Below are 19,617 nucleotides of genomic sequence, written 5' to 3' on the forward strand. Positions count from 1 at the left end.
CAATTGGCAAAAATAACGAAGGAGACAACATGATCCATTTACCCGGTTTGACATTCGATCACGGCGAAGACATCGACGCATTACGCAGCGCCATCCAGGAATTTGCAGCAGCGGAAATCGCCCCGCGCGCTGCGGAACTCGATCGCAACGATCAGTTTCCCATGGATTTATGGAAAAAAATGGGCGATCTGGGCTTGCTCGGCATCACCGCTGAAGAAGAATACGGCGGCAGCGGCATGGGTTACCTGGCGCACATCATCGCCATGGAAGAAATCTCGCGTGCCTCGGCATCGGTCGGCCTGTCTTACGGCGCCCACTCGAACCTGTGCGTCAACCAGATCAAGCGCAACGGCAGCGCCGAGCAAAAAGCCAAATACCTGCCGAAGCTGATTTCCGGCGACCATGTCGGCGCTTTGGCGATGTCCGAGCCGAACGCCGGTTCCGACGTCGTCAGCATGAAACTGCGGGCTGAATTGAAGGGCGACCGCTGGCTGCTCAACGGCACCAAGATGTGGATCACCAACGGCCCCGATGCCGACGTGCTGGTGGTGTACGCCAAGACCGATCTGGAAGCCGGCGCGCGCGGCATGACCGCGTTCCTGATCGAAAAGAGTTTCAAGGGCTTCAGCGTGGCGCAAAAGCTCGACAAGCTCGGCATGCGCGGCTCGCACACCGGCGAGCTGGTGTTCCAGGATTGCGAAGTGCCGGTGGAAAACGTGCTGGGCGGCATCGGCCAAGGCGTCAATGTGCTGATGTCCGGCCTGGATTACGAACGCACTGTTCTTTCCGGCGGCCCGCTTGGTATCATGCAAGCGTGTATGGATGTCGTTGTCCCTTACGTGCATGACCGCAAGCAGTTTGGCCAGTCCATCGGCGAATTCCAGCTGATGCAGGGCAAACTGGCCGATATGTATTCGACCATGATGGCTTGCAAGGCCTATGTATACGCCGTTGGCCAGGCATGCGACCGCGCCAGGACGCCGGCCGCCGCCAGAGCCTTGCGCAAGGATGCTGCCGGGGCGATCTTGTATTCGGCGGAAAAGGCGACCTGGATGGCAGGCGAAGCGATCCAGGCGCTGGGCGGCAACGGCTACATCAATGAATATCCGGTGGGACGCCTGTGGCGCGACGCCAAATTGTACGAAATCGGCGCCGGCACCAGCGAAATCCGCCGGATGCTGATCGGCCGTGAATTGTTTGCCGAAACTTGCTGATGAAATGCGCTGTAATTGCTTAATTAATGGCACAATTGATATAAGGGCAACAGCGTCAAGAACATGACTTCACTGCATATTCACACGGCATTACTGCGACACCCGCAACTTTCCGTCGCACTCGACAAGCAAGTTTTGCTGAAGATGGAAAACACCCAGCCGGCCGGCTCCTTCAAGCTGCGCGGGATAGGTTTGTTATGCCAGCGCGCAGTTGCCGCCGGCGCCAGCCACCTGATCTGCCCGTCTGGCGGCAATGCCGGTTTTGCGGCGGCGTTTGCCGGCGCCGCGCTGGGCATCAAAACCACGATCCTGGTGCCGGAGACTACCAGCGCAGAGGTCGGCCGGCGCATCCGTGAAATCGGCGCCGAGGTAATCGTCCACGGCAGCGTCTGGGATGAAACCAATCAACGCGCGCTGCAACTCTGCGAGCAGCCCGGCAGCGTCTACATCCCGCCGTTCGATCACCCTGACATCTGGGACGGCAACGCCACCATGATCGACGAAGCGGTGCTGCAGGCGCGTGAGCTGGGCGTCGATTTCGACGTTGTCATCTGCTCGGTCGGCGGCGGCGGTTTGATGAGCGGCGTGCTGAGCGGTTTGCATCGCAACGGCTTGCCGCATATCCCACTGATCGCGGTAGAAACCGAAGGCGCCGCGTCTTTGCACGCCGCAGTGCAGGCCGGCGAGCGGGTGACGCTGCCGGCGATTACCTCGATTGCCAGCACCCTCGGCGCCAAGCGCGTGGCCGCAGAGTGTTTTGCCTGGACTCAGCGCCATGAAGTGCATAGCGTGGTGGTCAGCGACGCCCAGGCAGTGGCGGCCACCCTGGCCTTTGCCGACCAGATGCGCACGCTGGTCGAACCGGCATGCGGCGCGGCGCTGGCCGTGGCCTACGAAAAATTACCGGTGCTGGCGCCATATGAACGGCCGCTGATCGTGGTGTGCGGCGGCATCGGCGTCAGCTTGGCAACCTTAGCTAACTGGAAGGCGCAATTCTCGCTATGATCACGTCGGCCAACTTTCCAAAATTATTGTCGTCGCAGATCGCTTTCGATACTGCGCGCATGATCTTGGACGGTTTCGACAAGCATTACCGCCTGTTTCGTGCGGCCAGCGTGCTGGCCAAGCAGCATTTCGAAAATGCCGACTGGAAAACCGCGCAACTTGCCGCGCGCGAACGGATCGGTTTCTACGACGCCCGCGTGCATGAATGCGTGCAGGCGCTGGAAGACGAGTACGAACAAAGCGATCTGACCGATGAAGTCTGGCGCGAAGTGAAGCTGCACTACATCGGCATGCTGACCGACCACAAGCAGCCGGAACTGGCCGAGACCTTCTTCAACTCGGTCTGCTGCAACATCCTGCATCGCACCTATTTCCACAACGATTTCATTTTCGTGCGGCCCGCGGTGTCGACCGACTACATCGACACCGATGAAGCCCTGCCCACCTACCGCGTCTATTACCCGGTCAAAGACGGCTTGCATTACACGCTCAAGCGCTTGATCACCAACTTCCAGCTGCAGCGCCCGTTCGCCGATCTCGATCGCGATATCGCGCTGGCGGAACAACGCATTGCACAAGCTTTCGACGCCGCGCCGCTAGAGCCGAATCACCAGATCCAGGTGCTGTCGAATCTGTTCTTTCGCAACAAAGGCGCTTATGTGGTCGGCAAGATGATCAACGGCTCGCGCGAGTATCCGTTCGTGGTGCCCATCCTGCATGACCGCGACGGCAAGCTGATACTGGATGCGGTGCTGTTCGATAACAAGATACTGACCGTCCTGTTCTCTTTCACTCGCGCCTACTTCATGGTCGACATGGAAGTGCCTTCAGCCTACGTGCAGTTCTTGCGCAGCCTGTTGCCGAACAAGCCGCGCAGCGAAATCTATACCATCCTGGGTTTGCAAAAGCTGGGCAAAGCGCTGTTTTATCGCGATTTCCTGCGCCATCTGCGGCATTCGTCGGATCATTTTGAAATCGCCCCCGGGATTCGCGGGCTGGTGATGGTGGTATTTGCCTTGCCGTCGTTTCCGTATGTGTTCAAGGTCATCAAGGATTACTTCCCGGCGCCCAAGGAAACCACCAATGCGCTGGTCAAGGAAAAATACCTGCTGGTCAAGCATCACGACCGCGTCGGCCGCATGGCCGATACCTTGGAGTATTCCAGCGTGGCCTTTCCGCGCGCGCGTTTCTCTGAGGAGCTGCTGGCCGAACTGAAACAAGTCGCGCCGTCGGTAGTCGAAGAAGACGGCGACGAAATCATCATCAAGCATTTGTATATCGAACGGCGCATGGTGCCGCTGAATATTTATCTGAACAATGCCGAGAAAAATAACGACCTGGCCTCGCTTGAGCATGGCGTCACCGAGTACGGCAACGCTATCAAGGAGCTGGTGGCGGCGAATATTTTTCCAGGCGACATGCTGTATAAAAATTTTGGCGTGACGCGTCACAACCGTGTCGTGTTTTACGACTATGATGAGATCGAATACATTACCGACTGCAATTTCAGGACTATCCCGCAGCCGCGTAACGAGGAAGACGAAATGTCCGCCGAGCCCTGGTATTCCATCGCCAAGAACGATGTCTTCCCAGAACAATTTGGTGTATTTCTTCTCGGGAATCAAAACGTGAAGAAATACTTTATCAAACATCATGCAGATTTATTAACCCAGCAATATTGGCAGCAACGCAAGCAGCACATTCTTGAAGGGCATTTCGACGATGTTTTTCCCTATCCGCAGGAATGTCGTTTTACTTACACACAAAGTTGATTGATCGGCAGCAGACGCAGCAAATCGGAAGCTTTTATTTTTAACCAACCAGGCAGCAGAGCCGCTTCCGGGCACCGCAGATGAGTGCCAAGCGATTCCCGGGGCTGCTTACAAGTTGTCGTAATCTGGAGAAGCAACATGAATGACCCAATCGTTATCGTCGGTGCAGCACGTACTCCAATGGGTGCGTTTCAGGGTGATTTTTCGGCGTTGACCGCCAGCGACCTGGGCGCTGTGGCGATCAAGGCCGCCGTTGAGCGCGCCGGTCTGAAGCCGGAGCAGGTCGACGCTGTGTTGTTCGGCAATGTATTGCAAGCCGGCCAAGGCCAGGCGCCGGCGCGGCAGGCAACCATCAAAGCCGGTTTGCCGGTTGGCACCAATGCCGCAACCATCTCCAAGGTATGCGGATCGGCGATGCAAGCCACCATGTTCGCCTTCGACTCCTTGCTGGCAGGGACCAATGAAGTAGTGGTCGCCGGCGGCATGGAATCGATGACCAATGCGCCTTACCTGATCCCGAAAGGACGCAGCGGCTATCGCATCGGCCACGCCACGATTTTCGACCACATGATGCTGGACGGCCTGGAAGATGCTTACTCCAAGGGCGACAACGGCGGCGGTCGTTCGATGGGTACTTTCGGCGAAGAGTGTGCTGCCAAATACCATTTCAGCCGTGCCGATCAAGACGCGTTTGCGATCGCTTCGGTGCAGCGCGCGCAAGCTGCGACCGCCGACGGTTCCTTCAAATGGGAAATCGCACCGGTGACGGTCACCAGCCGTGCCGGCGAAGTCGTGATCGACAAGGACGAAGGTCCGCAAAAAGCCAAGCTCGACAAGATCCCGTCGCTGCGCGCCGCGTTCAAGAAAGACGGCACCATCACCGCCGCTTCGTCGTCATCCATCAACGACGGCGCTGCCGCACTGGTGCTGATGCGCGAATCGACCGCCAAGAAACTCGGCTGCACGCCGATTGCCCGCATTCTCGGCCATGCCAGCCATTCGCAAGAACCGGAATGGTTCACCACCGCACCGGTAGGCGCGATTGAAAAACTGTACAAGAAAGTCGGCTGGAGCGGCGCCGATGTCGATCTGTATGAAGTCAATGAAGCGTTCGCAGTGGTGCCGATGGCCGCCATGAAAGAACACAATATCCCGCACGACAAAATCAATGTCCATGGCGGCGCTTGTGCTCTCGGCCATCCTATCGGCGCTTCCGGCGCACGCATCATCGTCACTTTGCTGGGCGCCTTGAAGGCCAAGGGCGGCAAGCGCGGCGTGGCCTCGCTGTGCATCGGCGGCGGTGAAGGCACGGCGATTGCTGTCGAACTGGTTTGATCGAAGACAGCAAGTCTTAGTTAGCGCAACACAGTAGTCAGCAGTAAATGGATCAGCGTTTTTCCGTGGAATTCCCGCGGATTCACGCTGATCTTTGTTATTGATCTTCGTGAATTGCGATTTAAACAATTAGGGTAAAAAAAAGATGGCTGCCGCAATTGATTTCTACTTTGATTTTTCCTCGCCATATGGCTATTTTGCCGCCACCCGCATCGATGAGCTGGCGGCAAAGTACCAGCGCGACGTCGAATGGCATCCGATCCTGTTGGGGCCGGTATTCAAGACCACCGGTTCGATGCCCTTGCCGCAGGTGCCGATCAAGGGCGATTACTCGTTCCACGATTTCGAACGCAGCGCGCGTTTTCACGGCATCCCCTACAAGCGTCCCGGTGCCTTCCCGATTTCCACCCAGGCGGCGGCGCGTGCGGTGCTGTGGGTGCGCGGCAAACAAGGCGAAGACAAGGCCATCAAATACGCCAAGCAGATTTACAAAGCCTATTTTGTCGACGGCATCAACATCGGCGAACCTATGCATTTGCTCGAAATCGGCCATCACAGCGGCATCGATACCAACGGCCTGACCGACGGCATCAACAGCTTGCCGATCAAGAATCAGTTGAAAGCGGAAGTCGATCTGGCGATGGCACGCGGCGTATTCGGTTCGCCGTTCGTGATGGTCGATGGCGAATCGTTCTGGGGTTTCGACCGCTTCGATCAGCTCGAAGCATTCCTGAGAGATGGCAAGATTTGAAGGACAAGGCAAATGATTGCCCCTGCGGCGGCGGCAAGTATGCACAGTGTTGCGGCCGCTTTCATAGCGGCGCAGAAACGGCGCCGACCGCACTGGCGCTGATGCGCTCGCGCTACAGCGCCTACGTCATGGGCCTGGGCGCGTATCTGCGGGCGACCTGGCATCGCAGCAGCCGGCCGGCCGAGCCTATCGTCGCCGAGGCCGGGCTGAAATGGCTGGGCCTGGAGGTGCGCAAGCATCAGGCCGAGGGCGATAGCGCCACGGTGGAATTCGTGGCGCGTTACAAGATCGGCGGCCGCGCAGAGCGCTTGCACGAGGTAAGCCGCTTTGTGCGCGAGTGTGAACCCGGGACAGAAGGCCAGCCACGCTGGTTCTATGTCGATGGCAGTTTCCCTGAAAAATAAAAAACATTGCGGGAAGCATCAGCAGGCTAAACAGGAGACAAAACCATGACGCAACTGAATTCCAGCATCGATCGCGGCAGCCAGGACATACCGCTGATCGAACAAACTATCGGCCGTTTTTTCGACGGCATGGTGGAACGGGTTGCCGAGAATGACGCACTGGTATCGCGCCATCAGCAGATCCGCCTCAGCTATCGGCAACTGCAAAGCCAGGCCAGGCAACTGGCCAGCGCCATGCTCAAGCTCGGGCTGCAGCCGGGCGACCGCATCGGCATCTGGTCGCACAACAATGCCGAGTGGCTGCTGACGCAATTGGCCACGGCCTACGCCGGCATCGTGCTGGTGAATATCAATCCGGCCTATCGGGTCAGCGAACTGGAGTACGCGCTCAACAATGTCGGTTGCAAGGCGCTGATTTCGATGACCAGTTTCAAGAGCAGCGACTATCTGGAAATGATCTGCACGCTGGCTCCCGAGCTGCAACATGCCGCTCCAGGCAGCTTGCAGGCAGCGCGCCTGCCGACCCTGAAAACCGTGATCCAGCTCGGCGGCGATGAAGTGCCGGGCATGTTGCGTTTCGCCGATCTGATGGCCGGCGGCGATGCGGCCGATCCGCAACTGGCTGTCATCGGCGCGACATTGCGAGCCAGCGATCCGATCAATATCCAGTTCACCAGCGGCACCACCGGCTTTCCGAAAGGCGCCACGCTGACCCATCGCAATATCCTGAACAACGGCTTTTTCATCGGCGAAGCGATGAAGCTGAGCGCGCAGGACCGGCTCTGCATCCCGGTACCCCTGTATCACTGCTTCGGCATGGTGCTTGGCAATCTGGCTTGCCTGACGCATGGCGCCACGATTGTCTATCCGAACGACGCTTTCGATGCGTTCTCGGTATTGCAGGCGGTGCAAGAAGAACGCTGCACCGGCTTGCACGGCGTGCCCACCATGTTCATTTCCGAACTGGACCACCCGCGCTTTGCCGAATTCGATTTGTCGACCCTGCGCACCGGCATCATGGCCGGCTCGCCGTGTCCGATCGAAGTGATGAAACGCGTAGTGCGCGATATGCATCTGGCACAGATCACGATCGCCTACGGCATGACCGAAACCAGTCCGGTCAGCTGTCAAAGCATGACCGACACGCCGCTGGAAAAACGCGTTTCCACGGTCGGCAAGGTGCAGCCGCATTTGCAGGTCAAAATCATCGACCCGGATTCGGGCGCGATCATGCCGATCGGCAGTTCCGGCGAATTGTGCACCCACGGTTATTCGGTGATGCACGGTTATTGGGGCGATGAAGAAAAAACCCGCGAAGCGATCGACAGCGAAGGCTGGATGCATACCGGCGACCTGGCCATCATGGATGGCGAAGGCTACGTCAATATCGTCGGCCGCATGAAGGACATGGTGATTCGCGGCGGCGAGAATATCTATCCGCGCGAGATCGAAGAATTTCTATACCGGCATCCAGCGATCCAGGATGTGCAAGTGGTCGGCGTGCCGGATCAGAAATACGGCGAAGAATTATGTGCATGGATTATCCTGCGGCCCGGTCACGCCGCAGATGAACAAGCCATACGCGATTTTTGCCAAGGCCAGATCGCCCACTACAAGGTGCCGCGCTACATCCGTTTTGTCGACGCTTTCCCGATGACGGTAACCGGCAAGATCCAGAAATTCAAGATCCGTGAAGCGATGAAGGATGAGTTGAAGATCAACGACATCCCCACTGCATAAAAGCCGCTCAAAATAAAAGACACAAAGGACATCGCAATGCCCCAAATAGAAAGCAAGCTGAACCCACGCAGCGAAGAATTCCAGCAAAACGCCAACGCACTCAACCTGCTGGTAAACGATCTGCGCCAGAAAGTCGCACAGATCGCCGAGGGCGGCGGCGAGGCCGCGCGCAACAAGCATGTGGCGCGTGGCAAGCTGCTGCCGCGCGACCGCGTGCAGATGCTGCTCGATCCCGGCACGCCGTTCATGGAGTTTTCCCAACTGGCCGCCTATCACGTCTACAAAGACAAGGATGGCAGCGATGCAGCGCCCGCCGCCGGCGTGATTACCGGCATCGGCCGCATCGCCGGCCAGGAATGCGTGGTGGTCTGCAATGACGCCACCGTCAAGGGCGGCACCTACTATCCGCTCAGCGTCAAAAAACATTTGCGGGCGCAGGAAATCGCCGAGCAAAACAACTTGCCTTGCATCTACCTGGTCGATAGCGGCGGCGCCAATTTGCCGAATCAAGACGAGGTGTTTCCTGACCGCGACCATTTCGGCCGCATCTTCTACAACCAGGCCAACCTGTCGGCCAAAGGCATTCCGCAAATCGCGGTGGTGATGGGATCGTGCACCGCCGGCGGCGCCTATGTGCCGGCGATGAGCGACGAATCGATCATCGTCAAGAACCAGGGCACGATTTTCCTGGCCGGCCCGCCGCTGGTGAAAGCGGCGACTGGCGAAGTGGTCAGCGCCGAGGATCTGGGCGGCGGCGATGTTCACACCCGCTTGTCAGGCGTGGCCGATCATCTGGCGCAAAACGATATGCACGCGTTGTCGCTGGCGCGCACCATCGTCTCCAACCTGAACCGGCAAAAACCGCCAGGCCCATTGCTGCGCCCGGTAGTCGAACCGAAGTACCCGGCGCAGGAACTGTATGGCGTGATTCCGCTCGATACCCGCAAGCCCTTCGATGTGCGCGAAGTAATCGCACGCATCGTCGACGGCAGCGAATTCGATGAATTCAAGGCGCGCTACGGCAGCACGCTGATTTGCGGCTTTGCCCATATCTACGGCATGCCGGTCGGCATCGTCGCTAACAACGGCATCCTGTTTTCCGAAGCGGCCCTGAAAGGCACGCACTTCATCGAGCTTTGCTCGCAACGCAAGATCCCGCTGGTGTTCCTGCAAAACATCACCGGCTTCATGGTCGGCCGCCGCTACGAAAACGAAGGCATCGCCCGCAACGGCGCCAAGATGGTGACTGCGGTGGCGACTACTGCTGTGCCCAAGCTGACGGTGATCATCGGCGGCAGTTTCGGCGCCGGCAACTACGGCATGTGCGGCCGCGCCTACTCGCCGCGTTTCCTGTGGATGTGGCCGAATGCGCGGATCTCGGTGATGGGCGGCGAACAAGCCGCCGGCGTGCTGGCGACCGTCAAGCGCGATGGCATCGAAGCCAGGGGCGGCAACTGGAGCGCCGGCGAGGAAGAAGCTTTCAAAAAGCCGATTCGCGATCAGTATGAACATCAGGGCCATCCGTATTACGCCTCCGCTCGCTTGTGGGACGACGGCGTGATCGATCCGGCCGATACGCGCCGGGTGCTGGGGCTGGGTTTGAGCGCTGCTTTGAATGCGCCGATTGCGGAAACCAGGTTCGGTGTGTTCCGGATGTAAGCCCAAACAGTGAAAAAAATCATGGCAAAAATAACAGGGGTATCGGTGACACGGGCAATACGGCATGGCCTGGCTGGCTCATGTCTGTGCGCATGTGCCTACCTAAGCATCTGGTCCGCGCATGCGGCAGACCAGCCCCTGGCTCAGGATTTGAATGAGGCTGTTACCAGCTTGCCGGTGAAGGTCAAGAATTTGTATGGCCGTCCCGTCTCCGGCAATGTCATCGTGACGCAATTCAAGCCCGCCGGCGCCGGGCCGTTTCCGATTGTCGTCATCAATCACGGCCGCAATGGCAACGATCGTTCCAAACCGGCGCGCTTCCGCTACACGCCGCAAGTGCGCTTCTTCATCGAGCGCGGTTTTGCCGTGTTTGTGCCGACCCGGCTAGGCTATGGCGACACCGGCGTCGAGCCCGACCCGGAAGATAGCGGCGGCTGCCGCGATAAAGATTACGGACCGATGGCCGAGGCTGCCAGCAGCGAAGTGCTGGCGGTGCTCGATTACGCCAGGCAGCAGCCCTACGTCAATCCTGAGCGGGTGCTGCTGGTCGGCCAGTCGGTTGGCGGTTACACCACTACCGCCACTGCGGCCAGGATGCCGCAAGGGTTGGTGGCGGCAATCAATTTTGCCGGCGGCGCCGGCGGCGATCCGGAGACGCATCCCGGTGTGCCTTGCCAGGGCGCCAAGCTGGAAAGCATGTACGCGCAATTCGGCAAGACTGCCAAGGTGCCGATGCTCTGGGTCTACACCCAGAACGACTTGTATTTCGGTCCGCAATACAGCCAGGCGTGGCATGCCGCGTTTAACCAGGCCGGCGGCCAGGCTGAATTCAAATTGCTGCCGCCGTTTGCCAAGAATGGACATTTGCTATTTTCATCCGGTCTCAGCATCTGGGAACCAGTGGTGGCTGAATTTCTGGGACGGAATGGATTTCATGCGGAGCCAGTAAATAAATGATGCAACAATATTTCGCAACGCTGGCCCGTTACTATGTCTGGGCCGTAGCAATGCGGCAAGTGGAGATGAACAAGTGACTTATCAAACGTTAGCAGTCCAGCATGCGCCTCAGGTGGCCACTATCGTCCTCAACCGGCCCGAAGTACGCAACGCCTTCAACGAGACCATGATTGCCGAAATCACCCACGCTTTTGCCGCACTGGGCAGCGCCGCGGAAGTGAGGGCGATTGTGCTGACCGCCAACGGCGCGGCGTTCTGCGCCGGCGGCGACCTTAACTGGATGAAGGCGATGGCGGACTACACGCCAGAACAGAACCGCGCCGACGCCGCGCTGCTGGCGACCATGTTGCGCACCATTTACCAATGCCCGAAACCGGTGATCGCCAAAGTACAGGGCGATTGCTATGCCGGCGGACTCGGCCTGGCGGCTGCCTGCGATATCGTGGCGGCGGTGGATACGGCGCAGTTCTGCCTGTCGGAAGTGAAGATAGGCTTGATCCCGGCGACCATCTCGCCCTACGTCATCAAAGCCATCGGCGAGTCGGCTGCACGCCGCTACTTTATTACCGCCGAACGCTTTTCCGCCGAGACTGCGCAGCGGATCGGGCTGGTGCATGAAGTGGTCGAGGCGGAAAAACTGGATGAAAGCGTGGGCTTGCTGCTCAAGGCATTATTGGCGGCCAGTCCTAACGCAGTCACCGAAGCCAAGCGTCTGGTGCGGGCGATTGCCGGGCAGCCGCTGACGGAAATACTGATTGCCGATACGGTCGAAGAGATCGCCAAAATCCGGGCTTCCGCTGAAGGACGCGAGGGCGTGCGCGCTTTCCTGGAGAAGCGCAAGCCGTCTTGGTTGGCGTGATCACATACAATCTCGTCCTTGCAGAGATTTAAATGTCGGAAAAGATATTAAATGATTAACGAAGCGTTTTTGAAGGACCCTTACCCTGCCTACCACGCTCTGCGTGCAGAAGGCGCGCTGCACTGGAGCCCGGAGTTTTGCGGCGGCGCCTGGCTGTTGACCGGCCATGCCGATGTCGCCAGCGTGTTGCGCGATCCGCGCTTCTCGGTGCGGCGCGCGGGCGGCTGGGCCAATAGCAGCGGTCCGGAAGCATTGACCGAATTGCGTGAATTCAAACGGATTTTTTCACGTTCGCTATTGTTCGTGGATGCGCCGCAGCACAGCCGTTTGCGCCAGGTGATGAATGCGGGTTTCAAACCGGCCGCATTGCAGGAGCTGGGGCCGCAGATACAGACCATCGTCGACCGTTTGCTGGATCAGGTATTGGCCAAGGCCGCTGACAGCGCGCCCGGGCAATTTGCTCAATTCGACTTTATGCGTGATTTCGCCCGTCCCCTGCCGGCGCTGGTGATCGCCAGCATGCTCGGCATCGCCGCCGAAGACCGCAGCGAATTCGTCGCCTGGTCCGACGATATCGCGGCCTTCATCGGCAGCCCGACGCCGACGCTGGAGATTGCCCGCGCGGCGCAGGTCAGCCTGATCGCCATGAACGAATATTTTCGTCAGCTGCTGCCGCAGCGCCGCGCCGCCCTCGGCGACGATCTGATGAGCCAGCTGATACGCGCCGAAGCCAGCGGCGGCGTCATCACCACCAAGGAATTGCTGGCGCAGTGCTGCACGCTGTTGTTCGCCGGCCATGAAACCACGCGCAATCTGCTAGGCAACGGCATGCTGGCGCTGCTGCAACATCCGCAGCAATGGCAAGCGCTGCAAGACACGCCGTCGCTGCTGCCATCCGCCTTAAAGGAATTATTGCGTTTCGACAGCCCGGTGCAATACACCGGACGCCGCCTCAAGGTCAACGTCGAGATGCATGGCCAGCTGATGAAAAAAGGCGATCTAGTGATTCCGCTGATCGGCGCCGCCAATCGCGACCCGGCCAAATTCACCGACCCGGACCGGCTCGATATCGAGCGCAACCAGGGTGCGCATCTGTCCTTCGGTTACGGCCCGCATGTCTGCATCGGCGCGACGCTGACCTATCTGGAAGCGGAAATCGCCATGCGCAGCGTGATGCGGCGTTTGCCGCAGCTGCAGCTGGCTAGCGCCACTCAATCATGGGGCGGCAACGCGGTATATCGCAGCCTGAACCAGCTGCCGCTGCAATTTGCACGGCCGTCGGCAGCTGCGTCCATGGCCACGTCCGCACTACCAGTGGAAGCACAATATGCCTGAACTGCTGACCCAGATCCGCGAGCAACTGGCTGCGCTGCAAGAGCAGAAGCTATTGCGCAAGCGGCGCATCGTCGACGGCCCGCAAGGGCCGCTGCTGGAGCTCGAAGGCCGCCAATACCTGGCCTTTTGCAGCAACGATTATCTCGGCCTGGCGAACCATCCGGCACTGCACGCCGCAGCGCAGGCCGGGCTGGATCGGTACGGCGTCGGCGCCAGCGCTTCGGCGCTGATCAGCGGCCACACCAGCGTGGTCGAAGAGCTGGAACTGGCGCTGGCGGCATTCGTCGGCATGCCGCGCGCCTTGCATTTTTCGACCGGCTACATGGCCAACATGGGAACCATCCCGGCGCTGGTCGGCCCCGGCGATATTGTTTTTTCGGACCGCCTGAATCATGCTTGCCTGATCGACGGTGCGCGCTTGTCGGGCGCGCAGTTCCGCATTTACCCGCATGCCGATGTGGCGCGGCTGGAACAATTGCTGGCCAAGAGCAGCCACCCGCGCAAGCTGATCGTCACCGACGCGGTCTTCAGCATGGACGGCGATATCGCGCCGTTGCCGGAGTTGCTGGCCCTGTGCGAGAAATACGATGCCTGGCTGCTGGTCGACGACGCCCACGGTTTCGGCGTGCTGGGTCCGCAAGGGCGCGGCAGCCTGGCGCATTTCGGCCTGCAGTCGCAACGCATCCTGTATATGGGAACCCTGGGCAAGGCAGCCGGTGTGGCCGGCGCTTTCGTCGCCGGCGATGCATTGCTGATCGAGTGGCTGCTGCAACGCGCGCGCACTTACGTGTTTACCACCGCCAGCCCGCCCATGTTGGCGAGCGCCTTGCTGGCGGCAGTCGAGTTGATGCAGACCGAAGACTGGCGGCAACAGCATTTGCGCGTATTGATTGCGCACTTGCGCAACGGGCTGGCCAGCCTGCCATGGCCCTTGCTGCCGTCGGAGACGCCGGTGCAGGCATTGATCGTCGAAGACAACCAGCTGGCGCTGGACCTGATGGCTGGCTTGCGCGAGCAAGGCATCTGGGTGCCGGCGATCCGGCCGCCAACCGTACCAAAGGGCACGGCGCGCCTGCGCATATCGCTGTCGGCAGCGCACAGCATCGAACAAATAGATCAATTGGTCGGCGTTTTGCATGCGCTGGCCAAAAATTATGCGGGCGCGGATTCGCGCAGCATAGCGAGGAGTGCAGTTGAGTAAAAAGAATACACCCGCACCGCAGTCAGATCTGGTTCAGCGCAGCCTGAACAGCGTCTGGCATCCGTGCACCCAGATGCAACACCATGAATCGGTGCCGCTGATCGCGGTCAGCCGCGGCCGTGGCGCCTGGTTGTACGACAGCGACGGCAAACGTTACCTGGACGCGATCAGCTCCTGGTGGGTCAACCTGTTCGGCCACGCCAATCCGCGCATCAACGCTGCATTGAAGGATCAGCTCGACCAGCTTGAACACGCGATGCTGGCCGGCTTCACGCATGAACCGGTAGTGCAGCTGTCGGAGCAACTGGCGGCGCGTACCGGTAATGTGCTGGGCCATTGTTTTTATGCTTCGGATGGCGCCTCTGCGGTCGAGATCGCTCTGAAGATGAGTTTCCACGCCTGGCGCAACGCCGGTTACGGCGACAAGCAGGAATTCGTTTGCCTGAAGGGCAGTTATCACGGCGAAACCATCGGCGCGCTGGCGGTCACCGATGTGCCCTTGTTCCGCGACGCCTATGGCCCCATGCTGCGGCAGGCGCATGTGGTGGCCTCGCCCGATGCGCGCGCCGCCCGCGACGGCGAGAGCGCCGCCGACGTCGCTCATCGCGCTGCCGCCACGCTGGAAATATTACTGCAGCAGCGCTCCAGTCATATCGCCGCCATCATCGTCGAACCGCTGGTGCAATGCGCCACCGGCATGGCGATGCACGATCCGGTTTATCTGCGCGAATTGCGTGCCTTGTGCGACCGCTACAAAGTCCATCTGATCTTTGACGAGATTGCCGTCGGCTGCGGACGCACCGGGACTTTCTTTGCCTCCGAACAGGCGGCAGCCCCGGGAGAACCGCCAATCTGGCCTGACTTCCTCTGTCTGTCGAAAGGCATCAGCGGCGGTTATCTGCCTTTATCGCTGGTGATGACGCGCGCTGAAATCTACCAGGCGTTCTACGATCACGACCTGGCGCGCGGTTTCCTGCACTCGCATTCCTACACCGGCAATCCGCTGGCTTGCCGCGCTGCGCTGGCGACGCTGGCGATTTTCGAGGAAGACGACGTACTCAACGCCAATCGCCAGCGGGCGCAACGTATTACTGCAGCGCTGGCGCCATTGGCGCAACATCCGAAAGTGCAGCATTTCCGTCAGCGCGGCATGATCTGGGCCTTCGACGCTGTCATCGACAACAAGGCGCAGGCAGCGACATTCTCGCGCCGGTTTTTCAGCAGCGCGGTGGAGCATGAGCTGCTGCTGCGGCCGATTGGCAAAACCGTCTACCTGATGCCGCCGTATATCCTCGACGACGAAGAAATCGCGTTGCTGGCAAGCCGTACAGCCGCAGTTTTCGAAAGCGTGATCGGCCATGACTAACGCGACCGTGCATCCGCCAAAGGCTGCGTGGTTCGTCGCCGGCACCGATACCGAAATCGGCAAGACGCTGATCACCGGCGCCTTGCTGCATGGACTGAGAAAAACCGGCGTTCGCAGTGCCGGCATGAAGCCGGTTGCCGCCGGCGCCGAATTGCGCGACGGCGTCTGGCACAACGACGATGCAGACATATTGGCGGCAGAGGGCAGCGTGGCGCTGCCGCAGGAACTCACTACACCGTTTTTGTTGCGCCAGCCGACTGCACCGCATATCGCCGCAGCACAAGAAGAGCGGACGATCGAACTGGCGGATATCCTGTCCTGTTATCGGCAGATCGCCGCGTTGGCCGATGCAGTGGTAATTGAAGGCGTTGGCGGTTTCCGCGTGCCGCTCAACGATACGCACGATACCGCCGACCTGGCGCAGCAGCTCGGCTTGCCGGTGGTGCTGGTGGTGGGCTTGCGGCTGGGTTGCATCAGCCACGCGCTGCTGACGGTCGAGGCGATTGCGGCGCGCGGTTTGCCGCTGGCCGGCTGGGTGGCCAACACAGTCGACCCCGCCATGCTGAATGGCGACGCCAACATTGCCGCATTGAAGCAGCGCATCGATGCGCCCTTTCTAGGCCACGTGCCGCGCATGAGCGTATTGCCCGCCAAAGCGCTGGTCGAAGCCGCCGCCGGTCATTTGAATTTTTCCTGTTTGCCGGGTTGGCCTGACTCATTCGATGCCAAGCCCGCCGGCAACACATAACTCTTAACCGTATTCCCTCAACACAAAGGAAGTCAGATCATGTCATCGCAACCAATTACATTCCAGCCAGCGGCTAAGCCAATGGTTTTGCCGACCGACGCCAAGTGGCCGGTGCAAGCTGTGCTGGATCTCTTTAACCTGCCATTCAACGAATTGTTGTTCAAGGCGCAGCAGGCGCATCGCGAAAATTTCGACCCGAATGAAGTCGAACTGGCGACGCTGTTGTCGATCAAGACCGGCGGCTGTCCGGAAGATTGCGGCTATTGCCCGCAAGCGGCGCGTTACGACACCGGCGTCACCGCGCAAAAAATGCTGCCGCTGGACACCGTGCTGGAAGCCGCACGGCAAGCCAAGGCGCATGGCGCAACGCGTTTCTGCATGGGTGCGGCATGGCGCGAACCGAAAGACCGCGATCTGGAAAAAGTCGAAGAGATGGTGCGTGAAGTCAAGGCGCTGGGCCTGGAAACCTGCGCCACGCTGGGCATGCTGGGCGAAGGCCAGGCTGAACGCCTGAAGGGCGCCGGTCTGGATTACTACAACCATAACCTCGATACCGCGCCGGAAATCTACGGCGACATCATCACCACCCGCGATTACCAGAACCGCCTGGATACGCTGGACAGCGTGCGCGGCGCCGGCATCAAGGTTTGCTGCGGCGGCATCGTCGGCATGGGTGAATCGCGTTTGCAACGGGCCGGCCTGGTGGCGCAACTGGCGAATCTGGAACCGTATCCGGAATCGGTGCCGGTGAATAACCTGGTGCAGGTCGAAGGCACGCCGCTGCACGGCATCGACCCGATCGACCTGTTCGAGTTCGTACGCACCGTAGCCGTGGCTCGCATCACCATGCCGAAGGCGCGGGTACGTTTGTCCGCCGGCCGCCGGCAAATGGGCGAGGCGATCCAGTCCCTGTGTTTCCTGGCCGGCGCCAACTCGATTTTCTACGGCGACAAGCTGCTCACCACCGGTAATCCGGAAGTCGAAGAAGACCGCGCTCTGCTGGAGAAGCTCGGCATGCATTCGCGTTCCTCGACCTTCGATGCGCGTTGCGAAGTAACCGCTGACAGCAACGCCCAACCACAATAATTCCAATGGGGGGAGACAGCATGTTTACCAAAATCCTGAGTGCCAACCGCGGCGAGATTGCCTGCCGCGTGGCTGCCACCGCACGGCGCATGGGTATCAAGACCGTGGCCGTGTATTCGGAAGCCGACGCCGGCGCCAAGCACGTCGCGGTGTGCGACGAGGCGGTGCTGATCGGCCCCGCGACGGCCAAGGAAAGTTATCTGCGCGCCGACAAGGTCATCGAAGTGGCCTTGGCCACCGGCGCGCAGGCGATCCATCCCGGCTACGGCTTCCTGTCCGAAAACGCCCAGTTTGCCGCAGCCTGCGCCAAGGCCGGCCTGGTATTCATCGGCCCGCCGGCCAGTGCGATTTCGGCGATGGGTTCGAAATCGGCTGCCAAGGAGTTGATGGAAACAGCCAAGGTGCCGCTGGTGCCCGGTTATCACGGCGAGACCCAGGATGCCGATTTTTTGCAGCAGCAGGCCGACAAGATTACTTATCCGGTGCTGCTCAAAGCCAGCGCCGGCGGTGGCGGCAAGGGCATGCGCATCGTTGAGCAAAGCGCCGATTTCAAGGCTGCGCTGGCGTCTTGCAAACGCGAGGCGATCAACAGCTTCGGCGACGACAAGGTGCTGGTCGAACGCTATCTGACCCGCCCGCGTCATATCGAGATCCAGGTGTTTGCCGATACCCGGGGCGAATGCGTTTACCTGTTCGAACGCGATTGCTCGGTACAGCGCCGCCATCAGAAAGTGCTGGAAGAAGCGCCGGCGCCGGGCATGACGCCGGAACGCCGGCGCGCCATGGGCGAAGCAGCGGTGGCGGCGGCCAAGGCGGTCGGCTACGTCGGTGCGGGTACGGTGGAATTCATCGCCAACCAGGACGGCTCTTTCTATTTCATGGAGATGAACACCCGCCTGCAGGTAGAACATCCGGTGACAGAAATGATTACCGGCCTCGATCTGGTCGAGTGGCAATTGCGGGTGGCTTCAGGTGAACCGTTGCCGCTCAAGCAGGAGCAATTGCAACTCAGCGGCCACGCGCTGGAAGCGCGGATCTATGCCGAAAATCCGGACAAGGGATTCCTGCCGTCGACAGGTACTTTGCGTCATCTGCACACGCCAGCCGCCAGTGAATTTGCGGTCAGCCAGTCCAGCGCCAGCATCGTGCGGATCGATTCCGGCGTGCGTCAGGGCGACGCCATTTCGCCGTTCTACGATCCGATGATCGCCAAGCTGATCGTCTGGGGCCAGGACCGGCAGCAAGCGCTGGCGGCGATGGCCAAGGCGCTGGCGGAATATCAGATTGTCGGCCTGGCCAGCAACGTCAAGTTCCTGCAGCGTCTGGTGGCAAGTCAGGCGTTCTCCGAAGCGGATCTGGATACCGGCCTGATCGAACGTCATCAGGACACGCTGTTTCCAACCGCCACTCCGGTGGCGATTGAAGTGCTGGCCTTGGCGGCGGCATCGCTGCTGCTGTCGGAACGCAACGCCGTCAACAATGCAGGCAGCGATCCATGGACCAATACCGATGGCTGGCGCCTGAACGGCAACCTGCAACGTCGCTTGGCATTTGTCGACGACGGCAAGGCCAGTCCGCTCGATGTCACGTATGAAGCGGCGCGCTGGCTGCTGCACCACGAGCAGCTTGAGACGCAGACTTTACAGCAGACTTTCAAGCAGATGACCGTGCTGGAGCAAGACGGCGATTTCATCGAAATCAGTCTCGGCGACAGAACCGCGGCCGGCACCGTGGTGCGCGAAGGCGAGCAGTTCCACGTGTTTTACGCCGGCAGCCAGCACACGCTAGGTTACGTCGATCCGTTGCTGCACGCCGGTGATGTCGAAGCCGAAGGCGGCCGCCTGACAGCGCCGATGCCAGGCAAGATCGTCGCGCTGCTGGTAAGCCAAGGCGAACAGGTAAAAAAAGGCGCACCATTACTGATCATGGAAGCAATGAAGATGGAGCACACGATTGCAGCCCCGGCCGACGGCCTGGTTGAAGAACTGCTGTACGCGGTAGGCGATCAGGTAAGCGAATCCGCCCAGCTGCTGGTCTTTAAAGCGGCTTAAAAAAATAGCAAACGGAGTTAAATGGGGTCAGAGTTTTTTTTCGCGGCTTTTGCGAAAATTACTCTGACCCCACTTAACGGCCCACAAAGCACAAACCGCAGCAATCGCTCTAAGCAAACCAAAAAATTGTTTGA

16 protein-coding genes are annotated in these 19,617 nt (G+C 59.8%); all 16 read left to right on the top strand.

Going from position 1 to position 19,617, the window contains the following annotated elements; genetic code table 11:
• Window positions 1-29 precede the first annotated feature (29 nt).
• Complete coding sequence (locus tag KHU33_RS14910) at window positions 30-1,214, top strand: isovaleryl-CoA dehydrogenase (RefSeq protein WP_211464247.1); 1,185 nt, start codon at window positions 30-32, stop codon at window positions 1,212-1,214.
• 63 nt (window positions 1,215-1,277) lie between these two features.
• Entirely contained in the window at window positions 1,278-2,219 is a 942-nt protein-coding gene (locus KHU33_RS14915; protein WP_211464249.1) for a pyridoxal-phosphate dependent enzyme, read from the top strand.
• A complete protein-coding gene (aceK, locus tag KHU33_RS14920) occupies window positions 2,216-3,991 on the top strand; it encodes a bifunctional isocitrate dehydrogenase kinase/phosphatase (protein WP_230414284.1) in 1,776 nt (591 codons plus the stop codon). Before KHU33_RS14915 ends, aceK begins: the two co-directional genes overlap by 4 nt.
• Window positions 3,992-4,129: 138 nt before the next feature.
• Complete coding sequence (locus KHU33_RS14925) at window positions 4,130-5,326, top strand: acetyl-CoA C-acetyltransferase (protein WP_211464251.1); 1,197 nt, start codon at window positions 4,130-4,132, stop codon at window positions 5,324-5,326.
• A 145-nt stretch (window positions 5,327-5,471) separates the two neighbouring features.
• Window positions 5,472-6,077, top strand: a complete 606-nt coding sequence (locus KHU33_RS14930) for a 2-hydroxychromene-2-carboxylate isomerase (RefSeq protein WP_211464253.1) — start codon at window positions 5,472-5,474, stop codon at window positions 6,075-6,077.
• Window positions 6,074-6,481, top strand: a complete 408-nt coding sequence (locus tag KHU33_RS14935) for a YchJ family protein (protein ID WP_211464255.1) — start codon at window positions 6,074-6,076, stop codon at window positions 6,479-6,481. Before KHU33_RS14930 ends, KHU33_RS14935 begins: the two co-directional genes overlap by 4 nt.
• 45 nt (window positions 6,482-6,526) lie before the next feature.
• Window positions 6,527-8,221 carry an AMP-binding protein gene (locus KHU33_RS14940; protein ID WP_211464257.1) on the top strand — a complete coding sequence of 565 codons (1,695 nt, stop codon included), beginning with the start codon at window positions 6,527-6,529 and terminating at the stop codon, window positions 8,219-8,221.
• A gap of 36 nt (window positions 8,222-8,257) precedes the next feature.
• Window positions 8,258-9,880: a carboxyl transferase domain-containing protein gene (locus KHU33_RS14945; RefSeq protein WP_211464259.1), complete on the top strand. Its 1,623-nt coding sequence runs from the start codon at window positions 8,258-8,260 to the stop codon at window positions 9,878-9,880.
• 21 nt (window positions 9,881-9,901) lie between these two features.
• On the top strand, window positions 9,902-10,837 hold the full coding sequence (locus tag KHU33_RS14950; protein WP_211464261.1) for an alpha/beta hydrolase family protein: 936 nt from the start codon (window positions 9,902-9,904) through the stop codon (window positions 10,835-10,837).
• Between the two features lie 73 nt (window positions 10,838-10,910).
• On the top strand, window positions 10,911-11,696 hold the full coding sequence (locus KHU33_RS14955; RefSeq protein ID WP_211464263.1) for an enoyl-CoA hydratase/isomerase family protein: 786 nt from the start codon (window positions 10,911-10,913) through the stop codon (window positions 11,694-11,696).
• A 51-nt stretch (window positions 11,697-11,747) separates the two neighbouring features.
• Window positions 11,748-13,031 carry a cytochrome P450 gene (locus KHU33_RS14960; RefSeq protein WP_211464265.1) on the top strand — a complete coding sequence of 428 codons (1,284 nt, stop codon included), beginning with the start codon at window positions 11,748-11,750 and terminating at the stop codon, window positions 13,029-13,031.
• A complete protein-coding gene (gene bioF / locus KHU33_RS14965; protein ID WP_211464267.1) occupies window positions 13,024-14,232 on the top strand; it encodes an 8-amino-7-oxononanoate synthase in 1,209 nt (402 codons plus the stop codon). The genes KHU33_RS14960 and bioF overlap by 8 nt, the downstream gene beginning before the upstream one ends.
• A complete protein-coding gene (gene bioA, locus KHU33_RS14970; RefSeq protein ID WP_211464269.1) occupies window positions 14,225-15,598 on the top strand; it encodes an adenosylmethionine--8-amino-7-oxononanoate transaminase in 1,374 nt (457 codons plus the stop codon). The genes bioF and bioA overlap by 8 nt, the downstream gene beginning before the upstream one ends.
• Window positions 15,591-16,346, top strand: a complete 756-nt coding sequence (bioD, locus tag KHU33_RS14975; protein WP_211464271.1) for a dethiobiotin synthase — start codon at window positions 15,591-15,593, stop codon at window positions 16,344-16,346. The genes bioA and bioD overlap by 8 nt, the downstream gene beginning before the upstream one ends.
• Window positions 16,347-16,385: 39 nt before the next feature.
• The gene (gene bioB / locus KHU33_RS14980) at window positions 16,386-17,432 is read left to right on the top strand and encodes a biotin synthase BioB (protein ID WP_211464273.1); all 1,047 of its coding nucleotides are present in this window, start codon (window positions 16,386-16,388) and stop codon (window positions 17,430-17,432) included.
• Between the two features lie 20 nt (window positions 17,433-17,452).
• On the top strand, window positions 17,453-19,483 hold the full coding sequence (locus KHU33_RS14985; RefSeq protein ID WP_211464275.1) for an acetyl/propionyl/methylcrotonyl-CoA carboxylase subunit alpha: 2,031 nt from the start codon (window positions 17,453-17,455) through the stop codon (window positions 19,481-19,483).
• Window positions 19,484-19,617: the final 134 nt, after the last annotated feature.

It is taken from the genome of Collimonas silvisoli (genome assembly GCF_018305005.1).
GTDB lineage: Bacteria > Pseudomonadota > Gammaproteobacteria > Burkholderiales > Burkholderiaceae_D > Collimonas > Collimonas silvisoli.